Here is a 14,907-nt window from a genome sequence, read left to right as displayed (position 1 = left end):
CTGCCCTATTGCATCTCTGCTCGATTTCCAAATCTCGATCCCATCAGACCCGAACATCGGATCGAGCGATGGCAGGACAAGGCGAACGACGACGAGCCAGCGGAGTGTACTGTCGTACATGAGCATGGCGAATCGGCGTTCAACGCCGTACTGCCGAGCGCAGACCGATGTTATCTACGCTTCATGGCTTCGAAGAATTCCAGGTTGGTCTTGGTATCCTTGAGGCGATCGATCAGGAACTCGGTAGCGGCTACGTCGTCCATCGGGTTGAGCAGCTTGCGTAGGATCCACATGCGCTGCATCTCGTCCTCGGAGGCGATCAGATCCTCGCGACGGGTGCCGGAACGGCGAATGTTGAGAGCGGGATAGACGCGGCGCTCGGCCAGCTTGCGGTCCAGGTGGGCTTCCATGTTGCCGGTACCCTTGAACTCCTCGAAGATCACTTCGTCCATCTTCGAGCCAGTATCGACCAGCGCCGTGGCGAGGATGGTCAGGCTGCCGCCCTCTTCGATGTTGCGCGCGGCGCCGAAGAAACGCTTGGGCTTCTCGAGGGCATGAGCGTCGACACCACCGGTCAGCACCTTGCCGGAAGACGGCACTACGGTGTTGTAGGCGCGCGCCAGGCGAGTGATGGAGTCGAGAAGAATGACCACGTCCTTCTTGTGCTCGACCAGACGCTTGGCCTTCTCGATGACCATCTCGGCCACCTGGACGTGACGGGCCGGCGGCTCGTCGAAGGTCGATGCCACGACTTCACCGCGCACCGTCCGTGACATCTCGGTCACCTCTTCCGGGCGCTCGTCGATCAGCAGCACGATCATGTGACATTCGGGATTGTTACGCGTAATCGAGGTGGCGATGTTCTGCAGCATCAAGGTCTTGCCGGCCTTGGGCGGCGACACGATCAGGCCACGCTGGCCCTTGCCGATCGGCGCGGTGAGATCGATGACCCGCGCGGTGATGTCCTCGGTGGAGCCGTTGCCGATCTCCATCACCATGCGCTCCTGCGGGAACAGCGGCGTCAGGTTCTCGAACAGGATCTTGTGCTTGGCGTTTTCCGGCTTGTCGAAGTTGATCTCGTTGACTTTCAACAGCGCGAAGTAGCGCTCGCCTTCCTTCGGCGGGCGGATCTTGCCGGCAATCGAGTCGCCCTTGCGCAGATTGAAACGGCGAATCTGGGACGGCGAAACGTAGATGTCGTCGGGGCCGGCCAAGTAGGAGGAGTCGGCGCTACGCAGGAAACCGAATCCGTCCTGCAGAATCTCCAGGACGCCATCGCCGTAAATGTCCTCGCCACTCTTCGCGTGTTTTTTCAGGATGGCGAAGATGATGTCCTGCTTGCGTGAGCGCGCCAGATTATCGATACCCATTTCGCGGGCGATATCCAGCAGTTCAGGAACGGATTTTTGCTTGAGTTCGGTTAGATTCATGAGTTCGGTCAGAGAAGGCTCGTGTCGCAGGCAATGACTTTTGCCGAGATAGAAAAGAAGGACAAGAGGCGGTCAGTTCAAACGCCGCGCGGCGCGTTCAGTCGTCCCAGGATGTCAGGCATTCGTATGGTCTGTTGGCCCAGCGTCGACGCATGTCGGGATGCCGACTGGCCGTGTGACGAAGGTGCCGGGAGAGCGGTTCGATTCGCCTGCCATTCTCGCGGAAAGCGTCATCCGAGAGAGTGGTCACTGTCCAAAGATCGGTACTGGGATTGACTGACGACTTGGGGGACCGCGACGCGGTCGAGAAGCATTCGGAACAGGCGAACGTCCAGATGGTAGACAAGCTATCTTCCGAAAGCAAGTATCGATATGGCGATCATCGGCCGCATTATCAAGTGCCCTCGACTAATGGCGCGCACACTCTTCACCGATCTGCAGCAGTTGCTGTTCCGACAACGCACCGACACGCGTCAATCTGGGTTCGCCGTCGACGAACAGGATCAGTGTCGGCGTTCCCTTGACACCGTAGCGCTCCGCCAGCGCCGGCTCGCGATCGACGTCCACGACCGCCACCGACAGCGCACGGATCGACTCCTGCGAAGCCGAAGCGAGCCGGGACAGCAGGGTTTCACACGGCTGGCACCAATCGGCAACGAAGACCGCCAGCCAGGGTGATTCCGCTTCTTCGCGCTGACGCTCGAACGTCTCGCTGTCCAGATGGCGCCGCTGTGGCTGCATGGGTTCGATTCTCGATGGGTAGTGCCAGTGCCGCCAGCATGCCTGCCGCCTCGGCGATTGACAAGGCCGCGCCCCCACCGCAATCTTGAGGCATCCTGCGCGCTGGACTCCTACCTACCCGAACATGATTCGATATCGGGACGCTCAGCGCTCGCCCGTCTACAGCCAGCTTTCGAGGACGCCACGCCATGAGCGGGAATTCGACCGCCGAAGACGCGACGCGCCGTCTGGCCGCTATCGATCTCGGTTCCAACAGCTTCCACCTGTTGGTCGCCAATTATCAGCACGGCCAACTCCAGGTCGTCGCCAAGATGGGCGAAAAAGTGCAGCTCGCCGCCGGCCTCGATGCCGACGAAAATTTTACCGAAGCCGCCATGGATCGTGCGCTCGGCTGCCTCGAGCGCTTTGCCCCTTTTCTCGAAGGCGTCTCGCCCGCCGACCTGCGTATCGTCGGCACCAACGCCCTTCGCGCAGCCCATAACGCCCACGCGCTGATCGATCGCGCCGAAGCGCTGATCGGACACACCATCGAGATCATCGGCGGCCGCGAAGAGGCGCGCCTGATCTATCTCGGCGCCGCTCATTCGCTGGCCGAAGTACACGGCAGGCGCCTGATCGTCGATATCGGTGGCGGCTCCACCGAGTTCATCATCGGTGAGGACTTCGAGCCGCAGGCGCTGGAGAGTCTCCATATGGGCTGCGTGGCCTATACCGGCGCCTTTTTCACCGACGGCGAGCTCAGCGAAAAGCGCTTCCGGCGCGCCGAGATGGCCGCGCTTTCCGAACTGGCCAACATCCAGCGCCATTACCGCCAATTGGGATGGCAGGATCCGATCGGCTCCAGTGGCACGATCAAGGCCGCGGCAGCGGTCATCGCTGCTCGAGGCGATGGCGACGCTACGCTGATCGAGCGCGAAGCCTTGATGAAACTGCGCAAGAAGCTGATCGGCTTCGGCCACCTCGACAAGGTCGCGATGGAAGGTCTCAAGGAGGATCGGGCGCGGGTCTTCCCGGCCGGTGTTGCCATCCTCTGTGCGGTCTTCGAAGCCTTCGACCTGGAACGCATGCGCTATTCCGACGGCGCACTGCGTGAAGGCGTGCTGTTCGACCTGATCGGACGCAATACTCCCGAGGATTCCCGCCGCCACAGCGTCGACCTGTTGATGCGGCGCTACAGCGTCGAGACGGCCCATGCCGAGAATGTGGCAGCGACCGCCATGGCCGCCTTCGATCAGGTCCGGGATGCCTGGGCACTTGGCGAAGAGCAGCGCCTGTTTCTCTACTGGGCAGCTCAGGTGCATGAAATCGGCCTGGCGATCTCCCACAGCCAGTTTCATCGCCACGGTGCCTATCTCATCGAGTACTCCGACCTGACCGGCTTTTCCCGCCCCGAGCAGCAGGCGCTGGCGTTTCTGGTACGCGCCCATCGGCGCAAATTCGCCCAGAAGGAGCTGGAGGCGCTGCCCAGCGCCGTGCAGGCGACCTACCAACGACTGGCCCGCCTGCTCCGGCTCGCCGTGATGCTCAACCACGCCCGGCCGGAACAGGCGATCATCGACTTCCGTCTCGCCTGCGACGGCGACACCCTGCATCTCACGCTGCCCGAAACCCGGCATCAGGCGTTGCTGCTCAACGATCTGGAACAGGAAGCGGCCTACCAGAAGGCTGCAGGACTGACGTTGAACTACGACGCCTGATGCCTGCGTCGTGATCGTCGGGAGACACGTTCACGTTTCTGCTTCGGGATCAGGCGATGCCGGCGATTGATGCCAGCCTTCGGCCGAAACGATGCCGAGCACGGCCACCAGCTCGTCTCCGCACCAGATCAACGGCAGACGGTCTCGCTGCCACGGCGGGATGCCCGATTCCTGCAGCAGGCGCTTGAGATCGCGGCTGCCACGCCCTGCCAATCGCAGGCTTTCGCCTCCGTGACGCAGCCCGACCCGCAGCGCTGGCGTGGCAGCCCCGTGCAGTCGATGGAGGCTCACGCGGTGCACGCCCCAGGGGGTGACGAGCGGCGACTGCCCGCTCCACGCCGTCTGCCAAGCGGGATCCACCGGCGACAGCGGCGCCATCAGATAGAGATGATGCCGCCACGCCCGAGCCTCGCCGCCCGGCCAACGAATGACCGGCAGGCGATCCGCCCCCGCCATCGTCAGTTGCCGTTCGAGCTCGACCAGGCGCGCAGCCGGCGGCGCGGGGATGCCCAGACATTCGAGCGCATGACGGATCAGCAGGCGACGGCGAGAAGTGCTTAGCGCGGCCAGCGTCGCCAACCGCAAGCGACCGGGCTCGCCCCCGGCCTGATCCAGATCGATCGCCGCCAGCTCTGCCAGCAGCTCGTCGGCTTCCTGCAGCCACTCGGCACTCTGTCCGAATGCCCCGGCCACGCCCGGCCAACGCTCGCGCAATGGCACCACCACACGATGGCGCAGGTAGTTTCGATCGAACGCCAGGTCAGTATTGGTCGGATCCTCGGACCACTCGAGCCCACGCCGCTGCGCTTCTGCCATCAAGGCCGACCGGGGGAGGCTCAACCAGGGCCGCTCGATCTGGATGCCTCGCCACTCGCGCCGGGAAGGCATACCGGCCACCCCCCGCACGCCGCTACCGCGCAGTGCGGCCAGCAGAAAGGTCTCGACCTGATCGTCCGCATGCTGCGCCAGCCACAAGCGGTCACCCGGAGAGAGATGCGTCGCGAAAGCCTGGTAACGGGCCTCCCGAGCGGCCGCCTCGATCCCCTGCCCCGCGGCGTCGACCCGGACCGAAGCCACGGTCAACGGCACGGCCAGCGAATCGCACAGTTCGCGGCAAGTCGTCTCGAAGCCGCCCGCCGCCGCCTGCAGACCATGATTGACGTGAATCGCGCGCAACTCGACCCCGGCCTTGCGCGCCAACGGCGCCGCCACGCTCAACAGCAGGGAAGAGTCGAGACCACCGGAAAGCGCCACCCAGACGACACGCCCCGACACGTGACGTGCCAGGGCGTTATCAATGAGAGCTTCTAGAGAATGCTGCAACGCAAGGCTCCTGAACGCTCGACCTTTCGACTCGACAAAATCCCATACCGCCGCGTGACCGTGCGAGCGATACTCAGACAAGGCGAGCGCGATCGAGGGCGCGCAGTGTAGTTCACTACATGAGCAGACCGAATGAGCGCTCAACGCCGTATGAGTGAGCGCAGCCGGTCATCTTCATGAAGGGGCGCCGTAGCTCATCAGGCGCTCATACCGCCGCTCCAACAGCGTCTCGGTATCCATCGCCCGCAGCCGATCGAGGCTATCCGTCAACGCTTCCTTGACCTGATTGGCAGTCTTGCGCGGATTGCGATGCGCGCCACCCAGCGGCTCTTCGATCAGCGAATCGACGAAGCCGAGCTCCTTCAGCCGCGAGGCGGTAATGCCCATGGCCTGAGCGGCTTCGGAGGCCTTCTCGGCACTCTTCCAGAGAATCGAGGCACACCCTTCCGGCGAAATCACCGAGTAGGTGGAGTATTGCAGCATCTGCAGTTCGTCGCAGACGCCGATGGCCAAGGCGCCGCCTGAACCGCCTTCGCCAATGACCGTGGCGACGATCGGCGTCTTCAGGCGCGACATGACGGCGAGGTTGTAGGCGATCGCTTCCGACTGGCCGCGCTCCTCGGCATCGATGCCGGGATAGGCGCCAGGGGTGTCGATGAACGTCAGTACCGGCATCTTGAAGCGCTCGGCCATCTCCATCAGACGACACGCCTTGCGATACCCTTCGGGGCGCGGCATGCCGAAGTTGCGGCGTACCTTCTCCTTGACGTCGCGCCCTTTCTGATGGCCGATGACCATTACCGGCTTGTCGTCGAGACGTGCCACGCCACCGACCAGAGCGGCATCGTCGGCGAAATTGCGATCGCCGTGCATCTCGTCGAAATCGGTGAAGATGCTGTCCAGGTAGTCGAGCGTGTAGGGACGCTGCGGATGGCGCGACAGCTGCGTCACCTGCCAGGCGGTCAGGTCACGAAAGATCTGCTCGGTGAGTTTACGGCTTTTCTCTTCGAGCTTACCGATCTCGTCACTCAGGCTGATGCGGCTATCGTTGCCGACCAGTCGCAGCTCTTCGATCTTGGCCTGGAGTTCGGCAATCGGTTGTTCAAAGTCTAGATAATTGGGATTCATAGAGCTTCTACTGTGTGATCCTGGCAAGCTTCGGTGTCTGAATACGAGCGAAACACGGGCGACTGGCGTGCCGCGAAACGGATTATTATCGCACCTCCACGAGTGTTAGCAAGGAGGCGCCCTGCTTCGGCGGGTCAGCCACCTCGATAGCGTAGCGCAACCTTTTCGTAACCCTCGACTTCGCGCAGGGCCATCATCAACTCGTCGCTGGGCGAGACTTTCCACGTCTCCGCAAGCTCGAAGCAGCCACTGGCCTTGGCGTTACGATAACGCACGCGGACCGGCAGGCCCGATTCGCTCAGCCATGGCGACAGGCTATCGTGCAGCGAACGCGAGAACTGGCCGTTGAGACGCCCGCCATCCACCGAAAGCTCCACCGCCTCGCCGAAGCGGGCACGAGCGTCGGCCATCAGGGTGACGTCCTTGCTGCGCAGACGCAAACCGCCGGAATAGTCGTCGCTGGAGACTTCGCCTTCGATGATCAGCACCTGGTCGGCGGTCAATTTCCCGCGGACCTGATCGAACAGCTCACCGAACAGCGAGGCCTCGATGCGCCCCGTGCGATCATCGAGAGTGACGAACGCCATGGTGTCGCCACGCTTCGACTTCATGGTCCGCATCGCCACGACCAGCCCGGCGACTCGCTGCGGTTCGCGAGAAGGCTTGAGGTCGACGATGCGCGTCGCCACGAAGCGCTTGAGCTCGTGCTCGTATTCGTCGATCGGATGGCCGGTCAGGTAGAGCCCGAGCGTGTCCTTCTCGCCGGCCAGGCGCTCCTTGTCGCTCCACTCGCGCGCGTGGCGGTAGTCGGCGTAGATATCCTCATGGTCGTCGGCGTCGGCAAAGGCCTCGCCGAACATGTCCATCATGCCCAGGTTCTGATTGGTCTGGTTCTGCGACGCGGCCTTGATCGCCGCGTCCAGCGACGCCGCCAGCACCGCGCGGGATGGCCCCAGCGTATCCAGCGCGCCGGAGCGAATCAGTGCTTCGAGGGTGCGCTTGTTCATGCGCTTGCCATCGATACGCCGGCAGAAATCGAACAGGTCCGAGAACTCGCCATCCGCTTCGCGCGCTTCGACGATGGCACCGATCGGCCCTTCGCCGACGCCACGGATCGCGCCCAGCCCGTAGACGACCTGGCCGCCTTCGTCGACGGTGAACTTGTAGGCTCCCACGTTGACGTTGGGCGGCGTTACCGTCAGCCCGATATGACGGCACTCCTCGATCAGCGGCACCACCTTGTCGAGGTTGTCCATCTCGGTCGAGAGTACCGCTGCCATGAAGGGCGCCGGATAGTGCGCCTTGAGCCAGGCGGTCTGGTACGACACCAGGCCGTAGGCGGCCGAGTGGGACTTGTTGAAGCCGTAGCCGGCGAATTTTTCCACCAGATCGAACAGGTTGCCGGCCAAGTCCTTGTCGATGCCGTTGGCCGCACACCCTTCCATGAAGCCGGCGCGCTGCTTGGCCATCTCCTCGGGCTTCTTCTTGCCCATGGCGCGCCGCAGCATGTCCGCTTGGCCCAGAGTGTAGCCGGCCAGCACCTGGGCGATCTGCATGACCTGTTCCTGATACAGGATGATGCCGTAGGTCGGCTCCAGTACCGGCTTGAGCAGTTCATGCTGGTAATCCGCGCTGGGATAGGCGAGCTCGGCACGACCATGCTTGCGGTTGATGAAGTCGTCGACCATGCCGGACTGCAAAGGCCCCGGGCGGAACAGTGCCACCAGCGCGATCATGTCCTCCAGCGAATCCGGCTGCAGGCGCTTGATCAGTTCCTTCATGCCGCGGGATTCGAGCTGGAAGACCGCCGTGGTCTCGGCCTTCTTGAGCATGTCGAAGGTCTTGGCGTCGTCCAGCGGAATGGTGCTGATGTCGAGCGGGCCGACCCCGTCGCGGGCGCGCACCACGTCCACCATCTCCAGCGCCCAGTCGATGATCGTCAGCGTGCGCAGACCGAGGAAGTCGAACTTGACCAACCCGGCATCCTCGACATCGTTCTTGTCGAACTGTACCACCAGGCCGGAGCCGTTCTCCTCGCACAAAAGCGGCGAGAAATCGGTCAGCTTGGTCGGCGCGATGACCACGCCCCCGGCGTGCTTGCCGGTGCCGCGCGTGATGCCCTCGAGCTTGAGCGCCATCTCCCAGATTTCGGCAGCCTCTTCGTCGTACTCGAGATACTCCTTGAGCTGCGGCTCCTGCTCGATCGCCTTGGCCAGCGTCATGCCGACCTCGAACGGAATCAGCTTCGAGAGTTTGTCGCCCATCGAATACGGCTTGCCCTGGGCACGTGCCACGTCGCGCACCACCGCCTTGGCGGCCATGGTGCCGAAGGTGACGATCTGCGACACCGCGTTGCGGCCGTATCGATCGGCCACGTAGTCGATGACCCGGTCGCGTTTCTCCATGCAGAAGTCGACGTCGAAGTCGGGCATGGAGACACGCTCCGGGTTCAGGAAGCGTTCGAACAGCAGGTCGTATTCCAGCGGATCGAGATCGGTGATCTTGAGCACGTAGGCCACCAGCGAACCGGCACCCGACCCCCGCCCGGGACCGACGGGAATGTCGTTGTCCTTGGCCCACTGGATGAAGTCCATCACGATCAGGAAGTAACCGGGGAACCCCATCTTGAGGATGATATCGAGCTCGAAGTCGAGCCGTTTGCGATATTCGGGCTCGTGCTCGGCCAGCGATCGCCCGGGATAGATCGGGGTATCGCCGCCGAACAGCTGGTTGAGACGATCGGTGAGACCATCGTGAGAGATCTTGCGGAAGAACTCGTCCTGGGTCATCCCTTCCGGGATCGGGTATTCCGGCAGGAAGATCTCGCCCAGACGCACGCTGGCGCTACAGCGCGCCGCGATCATCACGCTGTTCTCGAGCGCCTCGGGGATGTCGGCGAAGAGCTCGGCCATCTCTTCGGGCGTCTTCAGATACTGTTCTTCGCTGTAGCGTCGCTCGCGCCTAGGATCTTCCAGCGCCTTGCCTTCGCCGATCGAGACCCGGGTTTCGTGGGCCCAAAAATCCTCGCGCTCGAGGAAACGGACGTCGTTGGTCGCCACCACCGGTACGCCGCTTTCACTGGCCAGCCGCACGGAGTGGTGCACGCACTCTTCGTCGTACTGGCGGCCGGTACGCTGCAGCTCCAGATAGAAGCGGCCGGGGAAGTGCTGCTGCCACTCCGCCAGCAGCTGGCGTGCGGTGTCGACGTGCTCGGCGATCAGAAACCGGCCGATCTCCCCCTCCCGGGCGCCGGATAGCGCGATCAAGCCTTCGCTCTGTTCGAAGATCCAGGCCTTGTCGAGGATCGCCATGTTCTGGCGCTGCCCCTCGGTCCAGGCTCGCGAGATCAGCTCGGTCAGGTTGCGATAGCCGACCTCGTTCATCGCCAGCAGCGTCAAACGATAGGGATGGCTTTCGTCGTGCGCGTTATGCAGCCACAGGTCGGCGCCGATGATCGGCTTCAACCCGGCGCCCTGGGCCGCCTTGTAGATCTTGACCAGGCCGAACAGGTTGGTGTCGTCGGTCACGGCCACCGCCGGCATGCCGGCCTCGGCCGTTGCCTTGATCAGCGGCTTGAGCCGGACCAGGCCATCGACGAGGGAGTATTCGCTGTGGACACGAAGATGAACGAAGGGTGTTGTCATGACGAACTCGAGTCAGGCGGCGAATGAATTCCGGCTTGAGCAGAGCATCAGCATGCCCAAAGCCGCGACGGCTCACAATGGTCGATCGATCCGATTCTTGACTTGCCTTCAGATCAGAACCAGTTGCTCGCGCACGGGAGCGAAGGAGCGGCGATGTTCCTCGAGCGGCCCCCATCGAACCAGCGCCTCGAGATGCTCGGGCGTCGAATAGCCCTTGTGGCGGGCGAAACCGTACTGCGGATAACGCGCATCGAGCGCGACCATTTGTGCATCGCGGACCACCTTGGCCAGAATCGATGCCGCGCTGATCGCGGGATGGCGCAGGTCGCCCTTGACCACGGCCTGCCCCGGGCACGCATGTCCCGGCAGCCGGTTGCCATCCACCAGCAGATACTCGGCCGGTGTCGGCAGCGCATCGATGGCACGACGCATCGCCAGATGCGTCGCGTGGTAGATATTGAGCGAATCGATCTCCTGTGGCGTGGCTTCACCGACGGCGAAGGCCAGCGCGCACTCCCGGATCTGCCGATCGAAGGCTTCGCGCCGTGCCGCGCTAAGGCACTTGGAATCGGTCAGCCCGTCGATCGGGCAATCAGGATCCAGAATCACGGCGGCGGCGACCACCGAGCCGATCAGCGGCCCTCGCCCGACCTCGTCGACGCCGGCAATCAGATGCCCGTCGTACTCGATGACGATGTCCGGCCAGGCGGAAATCGGAGACTTCGATGACATGACTTCTCTCGTCAGACCTTTCCAGTTTCAGGGTCCAGCGACCCGTGCTCGACCAGCGAGGTGACGGCCGTGGCGGCTCGCTCGCTGGCACCGCGCTGGAGTTCGGCGTGAAGTGCCGCGAAGCGCTGTTCGAGCGTCGAGCGCGCCTGTTCATCCTCGAACCACGGCAGCAGAGTCTCGACCAGCCCGTCGGCCGTCACGGCGTCCTGGATCAGCTCCGGCACCAGCGTTTCCTGCGCGATCAGATTCGGCAACGAGATCCAACGCGTCTTGACCATCCGCCTGGCCAGCCAATAGGTCGCCGGTGCCATGCGATAGGCAACCACCATGGGACGATGACACAACATGGTTTCCAATGCTGCCGTACCGGAGGTCAGCAACACGGCATCGGACGCGGTCATCACTTCACGCGAACGCCCCTCGACGACGACCGTGCTGGCCGCCAGCTCCGGGAAGCGCTTGAGCAGGGAATCGAGCTCCTGCCGACGCTCCGGCGATGCCGCGGGGATCGCTACCTGCAGCGCGCCAAGGCGCTCGCGCAACGCGGATGCTGTCCGCAGGAAGATCTCTCCCTGGAAGCGAATTTCATTGCCGCGAGAGCCCGGCAGTACGGCCAGGGTCGGCACATCGAGCGCCAGCCCGAGAGCCTGCCGCGCCGATGCCCGGTCGTTGACCAGAGGCAATTCGTCAGCCAGCGGATGACCGACATAAGCGACCGGCACATGGTGATCAGCGTAGAAATCCGCCTCGAATGGCAGAAAGGTCAACATGCCATCGACCGCCTTGGCGATCTTCTTGACCCGCCCTTGGCGCCAGGCCCAGACCGACGGACTGACGTAGTGTGCCGTACGGATGCCCTGGTCGTGCAGTTGACGCTCGAGTCCGATATTGAAGTCCGGGGCGTCGATGCCGACCATGATATCCGGCCGCCACGCCAGGGCATCGCGCTTGAGGTGACGACGCACCTTGATCAGGCCCGGCAGATGCTTCAACACCTCGACCAGGCCCATGACCGACAAGGTTTCCAGCGGATAGAGCGACTCAAGCCCCTGCGCCTGCATCCGCGGACCGCCAATGCCTCTGAACGCGATCTGCGGATGGCGGCGCTTGAGCGCCTGCATCAGGCCGGCACCGAGAATATCCCCCGAAAGTTCGCCCGCGACGAGATAGACGCGCATGCGCCCGCCCTAACGGGTGATGCCACGTTGAGAGGCTCTCAGCGAATCGACGAAGCGGCGCGTCTCGTCGAGCGAGAAGCGGCTTTCGATTTCGCTGATGGCCTGCTCGAGCGTCAGCCCCTTGCGGTAGACCAGACGATAGCATTCGCCCAGCGTCCGCACCGCCTCCGCCGAGAAACCGCGACGTTTCAAGCCAATGGAGTTCAGGCCATGCGCCGCGGCGGGGTTACCGTTGACCATGACGAATGCGGGAATATCCTTGGTGATGATCGATCCGCCGCCTGCCATGGCATGCTCGCCCATGTGGGCAAACTGATGGATGGCCGAGAGCCCCCCCATGATGGCGAAGTCACCCAGCGTCACATGACCGGCCAGCGTGGCCTGGTTGGCGAGAATGCAATCGTTGCCGATCAGGCAGTCATGACCCACGTGGGAGTAAGCCATGAACAGGTTGCGGTTGCCGATGGTGGTCACGCCGCGATCCTGAATGGTGCCGCGGTGAATCGTCACGCTCTCGCGAACGACGTTATCGTCGCCCATCTCGAGCCGTGTCGCCTCACCGGCGTACTTCTTGTCCTGGCAATCTTCTCCGACCGACGCGAACTGGAAGATCCGGTTACGCTTGCCGATTCGAGTCGGCCCCTTGATCACCACGTGCGGTCCGATCACGCAGCCGGCGTCGATTTCGACGTCGGGTCCGATCACGCTGAAGGGACCGACTTCAACGTCATCGGCCAGTCGGGCGGAGGGATCGACGATGGCGGAGGGATGAATCAAGCGACTTTCCTCTCGGCACAGATGATTTCGGCTTCGCAGGCCAACTCGCCGTCGACCGTGGCTCGACAGGCAAACTTCCAGATGCCTCGCTTGCCCTTGATGACATTGGCTTCGAGCCGCAGCTGGTCTCCCGGCATGACCGGACGCTTGAAGCGTACGTTATCGCTACCGACGAGATAATACACATAGCCGTCGGCCGGCAGCTTGTTGACCGTCTTGAAACCGAGGATGCCGCAAGCCTGGGCCATGGCTTCGATGATCAACACACCGGGCATGATCGGATGATGGGGGAAATGGCCGTTGAAGAAAGGTTCGTTGATGCTGACGTTCTTGTACGCCACGATCGATTCGCCCAGCGTGATCTCCATCACGCGATCTACCAGTAAAAATGGATAACGATGCGGTAGATATTCGCGAATCTGGTTGATGTCCATGATCATCAATACAACCTCTGAAATAACGAAATGCCTGCCCCTACTCTTTGACCAAGGGCAGGCACAGGGCGGTAAGACAGCATTCACCCGTGTGGGCGGGCATTATACAGGCGCACCGGTCGACTGCCAGCTTCGGGGGTGCGATCGAAATGGCCCGGAAGGGCTGCCCGGAACCCTCAGGCGTCGCGGATATCACGCTCGAGACGGGTCAATCGCTTGGCGATTTGATCGAGCTGCTTGAAGCGTACCGCGTTCTTGCGCCACTGACTATTCGACATCGAACCGGTGCCGGAAGAGTAGACACCAGGCTCCAGAATCGAGTTCGTGACCAGACTCATGCCGGTCACCTGGACACCATCGGCCAGCGTCAGATGGCCGGAAAGCCCGACCCCGCCGCCCAGCAGACAGTGGCGGCCGACCTTGGTGGAACCGGCGATACCGACGCACCCTGCCAGCGCACTGTGATCGCCGATCTGCACGTTGTGGGCGATCTGGACCTGAGAGTCGATCTTGACCCCATTGCCGATCCGCGTGTCGCCCAGCGCACCGCGATCGATACTCGAGCAGCTGCCGACTTCGACATCGTCGCCCAGAATGACGCCACCCAGCTGGGCGATCTTTTCCCACTGCTTGCCGTCGTGGGCGAACCCGAACCCGTCAGCGCCGATGACACAACCGCTGTGCAGAATGGCGCGCTCACCGATGACCACACCGTGATAAAGCGTCACGTTGGCATGCAGCCGGGAACCGCGGCCGATCGCTGTATCGGCGCCAATGAAGCACCCTGCCCCGATGACGCAGTCATCGGCAAGGACGACGCCGGCTTCAATGACACAATGGGCGCCGATCTCGACGCCCTTGCCGAGGGTTGCCTCGGGCGATATCACCGCCGTCGCATGCACGCCTCGAGAGGCCTGATTGACCAGCGGATCGAACAGCCGCGACAGCTTGGCGTAGCCCAGATAGGGGTTGTCCAGCTCCAGTCGCGGACAGGGACAACTGTCGCCATGAGCCGGATTGACCAGTACGGCACCGGCGCGAGTCGTGGCCAGATACTTCAGATAAGCCCGATTGGCGAGAAATGCCAGATCCGACGGGCCGGCATCGGTCAGCGTCGACAGCCCGCTGACACGCAGGTTCGCGTCACCGACCACGCAAGCGTCGATCCGCTCGGCGAGTTCGCCAAGCGTGTAAGAGGTAGAAGCATCTCTCTTCATGAACGGGCGCCGGTTTGAACCATTAGTTGAGCGAATTGAAGATCTTCGTGACTTCGGAGGTAATATCGAGGCTGTCACCCGAATAGACCACGGCATCACGATCCACGACCACGTCCAGATCGCGCTCGTCGACGACCTGCTGAATCGCCTGGTCGAGCTTGGGCTTGGCGCTCTTCAGGTACTGCTGTTCGGCCTGCTGCTGCGCCTGGGAAATCTGGCCCCGCAGCTGCTGGAACTGGCCGCCCTTCTGGCGCAGCTGCTGGGTTACCGAGTTCCGCTCGGACTCGGACATCACGTCCCCATCCTTCTGCAGACGCTGCTGCAGCTGCTGCAGCTCCTGGCTCAACGACTGCGCCTGCTGCTGCTGAGCGCTGATACGGTTTTTCAGCTGATTCATCGATGCCTGGGCGGAATCGGAAGACATCAGCGCTTCACGCCAATCGAGCACGCCCACTTCCGTCGCCATCGCCGGTACGGAAACCATCGTCAGCAAACCGAGTCCGAGAACTCCTGCTATCTTGCGCATGCGGCATCTCCTTGAAACTAGACAGACCAACTGTCTGAAAATCGGTCTGGACTCACGACGGCGCCAGGACGCCGTGAGTC

General features: G+C 62.8%; 12 protein-coding genes. 1 reads left to right on the top strand and 11 read right to left on the bottom strand.

Annotated features, from left to right (window positions below; all coding sequences use genetic code 11):
• Positions 1-170: 170 nt before the first annotated feature.
• Together rho and R5R73_RS04445 are read right to left on the bottom strand one after the other, a co-directional pair.
• Positions 171-1,430 carry a transcription termination factor Rho gene (gene rho, locus R5R73_RS04450; protein ID WP_071231828.1) on the bottom strand — a complete coding sequence of 420 codons (1,260 nt, stop codon included), beginning with the start codon at positions 1,428-1,430 and terminating at the stop codon, positions 171-173.
• 408 nt (positions 1,431-1,838) lie between these two features.
• Positions 1,839-2,171, bottom strand: a complete 333-nt coding sequence (locus R5R73_RS04445) for a thioredoxin family protein (protein WP_071231827.1) — start codon at positions 2,169-2,171, stop codon at positions 1,839-1,841.
• A gap of 188 nt (positions 2,172-2,359) precedes the next feature.
• Here R5R73_RS04445 and R5R73_RS04440 point away from each other — a divergent pair, with 188 nt between their 5' ends.
• Positions 2,360-3,868 carry a Ppx/GppA phosphatase family protein gene (locus R5R73_RS04440; protein WP_322528907.1) on the top strand — a complete coding sequence of 503 codons (1,509 nt, stop codon included), beginning with the start codon at positions 2,360-2,362 and terminating at the stop codon, positions 3,866-3,868.
• Between the two features lie 30 nt (positions 3,869-3,898).
• Here R5R73_RS04440 and tilS read toward each other — a convergent pair whose 3' ends face one another.
• The 9 genes from tilS to R5R73_RS04395 form a co-directional block, all read right to left on the bottom strand.
• Entirely contained in the window at positions 3,899-5,191 is a 1,293-nt protein-coding gene (gene tilS, locus R5R73_RS04435) for a tRNA lysidine(34) synthetase TilS (protein ID WP_322528906.1), read from the bottom strand.
• Positions 5,192-5,365: 174 nt separating this feature from the next.
• Positions 5,366-6,319, bottom strand: coding sequence for an acetyl-CoA carboxylase carboxyl transferase subunit alpha (gene accA / locus R5R73_RS04430; RefSeq protein WP_322528905.1), 954 nt, complete (start codon positions 6,317-6,319; stop codon positions 5,366-5,368).
• A 134-nt stretch (positions 6,320-6,453) separates the two neighbouring features.
• Positions 6,454-9,963 (bottom strand): DNA polymerase III subunit alpha, encoded by a 3,510-nt coding sequence (dnaE, locus tag R5R73_RS04425; protein ID WP_322528904.1) that lies wholly within the window; start codon positions 9,961-9,963, stop codon positions 6,454-6,456.
• Positions 9,964-10,071: 108 nt separating this feature from the next.
• Positions 10,072-10,695, bottom strand: a complete 624-nt coding sequence (gene rnhB / locus R5R73_RS04420; protein ID WP_071231822.1) for a ribonuclease HII — start codon at positions 10,693-10,695, stop codon at positions 10,072-10,074.
• Between the two features lie 11 nt (positions 10,696-10,706).
• Complete coding sequence (gene lpxB, locus R5R73_RS04415) at positions 10,707-11,873, bottom strand: lipid-A-disaccharide synthase (protein ID WP_322528903.1); 1,167 nt, start codon at positions 11,871-11,873, stop codon at positions 10,707-10,709.
• A 9-nt stretch (positions 11,874-11,882) separates the two neighbouring features.
• On the bottom strand, positions 11,883-12,650 hold the full coding sequence (gene lpxA, locus R5R73_RS04410) for an acyl-ACP--UDP-N-acetylglucosamine O-acyltransferase (protein ID WP_276233232.1): 768 nt from the start codon (positions 12,648-12,650) through the stop codon (positions 11,883-11,885).
• Positions 12,647-13,090 (bottom strand): 3-hydroxyacyl-ACP dehydratase FabZ, encoded by a 444-nt coding sequence (gene fabZ, locus R5R73_RS04405; RefSeq protein WP_071231920.1) that lies wholly within the window; start codon positions 13,088-13,090, stop codon positions 12,647-12,649. Before fabZ ends, lpxA begins: the two co-directional genes overlap by 4 nt.
• 170 nt (positions 13,091-13,260) lie before the next feature.
• Positions 13,261-14,301 (bottom strand): UDP-3-O-(3-hydroxymyristoyl)glucosamine N-acyltransferase, encoded by a 1,041-nt coding sequence (gene lpxD / locus R5R73_RS04400; protein WP_071231819.1) that lies wholly within the window; start codon positions 14,299-14,301, stop codon positions 13,261-13,263.
• A gap of 22 nt (positions 14,302-14,323) precedes the next feature.
• A complete protein-coding gene (locus R5R73_RS04395; RefSeq protein WP_071231818.1) occupies positions 14,324-14,827 on the bottom strand; it encodes an OmpH family outer membrane protein in 504 nt (167 codons plus the stop codon).
• Positions 14,828-14,907 lie beyond the last annotated feature (80 nt).

Source organism: Salinicola sp. LHM (assembly GCF_034479735.1).
GTDB classification, from domain to species: domain Bacteria; phylum Pseudomonadota; class Gammaproteobacteria; order Pseudomonadales; family Halomonadaceae; genus Salinicola; species Salinicola salarius.
Note: the sequence above shows the minus strand (reverse complement) of the source record. Positions and strands in the feature narration are given on the sequence as shown.

What these genes read in the sequence shown, in the direction of transcription:
- accA (WP_322528905.1), bottom strand. Translation starts at nt 6,319, where the DNA reads ATGAATCCCAATTATCTAGACTTTGAACAACCGATTGCCGAACTCCAG.
- rho (WP_071231828.1), bottom strand. Translation starts at nt 1,430, where the DNA reads ATGAATCTAACCGAACTCAAGCAAAAATCCGTTCCTGAACTGCTGGAT.
- rnhB (WP_071231822.1), bottom strand. Translation starts at nt 10,695, where the DNA reads ATGTCATCGAAGTCTCCGATTTCCGCCTGGCCGGACATCGTCATCGAG.
- R5R73_RS04445 (WP_071231827.1), bottom strand. Translation starts at nt 2,171, where the DNA reads ATGCAGCCACAGCGGCGCCATCTGGACAGCGAGACGTTCGAGCGTCAG.
- R5R73_RS04395 (WP_071231818.1), bottom strand. Translation starts at nt 14,827, where the DNA reads ATGCGCAAGATAGCAGGAGTTCTCGGACTCGGTTTGCTGACGATGGTT.
- lpxD (WP_071231819.1), bottom strand. Translation starts at nt 14,301, where the DNA reads ATGAAGAGAGATGCTTCTACCTCTTACACGCTTGGCGAACTCGCCGAG.
- fabZ (WP_071231920.1), bottom strand. Translation starts at nt 13,090, where the DNA reads ATGATCATGGACATCAACCAGATTCGCGAATATCTACCGCATCGTTAT.
- lpxB (WP_322528903.1), bottom strand. Translation starts at nt 11,873, where the DNA reads ATGCGCGTCTATCTCGTCGCGGGCGAACTTTCGGGGGATATTCTCGGT.
- R5R73_RS04440 (WP_322528907.1), top strand. Translation starts at nt 2,360, where the DNA reads ATGAGCGGGAATTCGACCGCCGAAGACGCGACGCGCCGTCTGGCCGCT.
- dnaE (WP_322528904.1), bottom strand. Translation starts at nt 9,963, where the DNA reads ATGACAACACCCTTCGTTCATCTTCGTGTCCACAGCGAATACTCCCTC.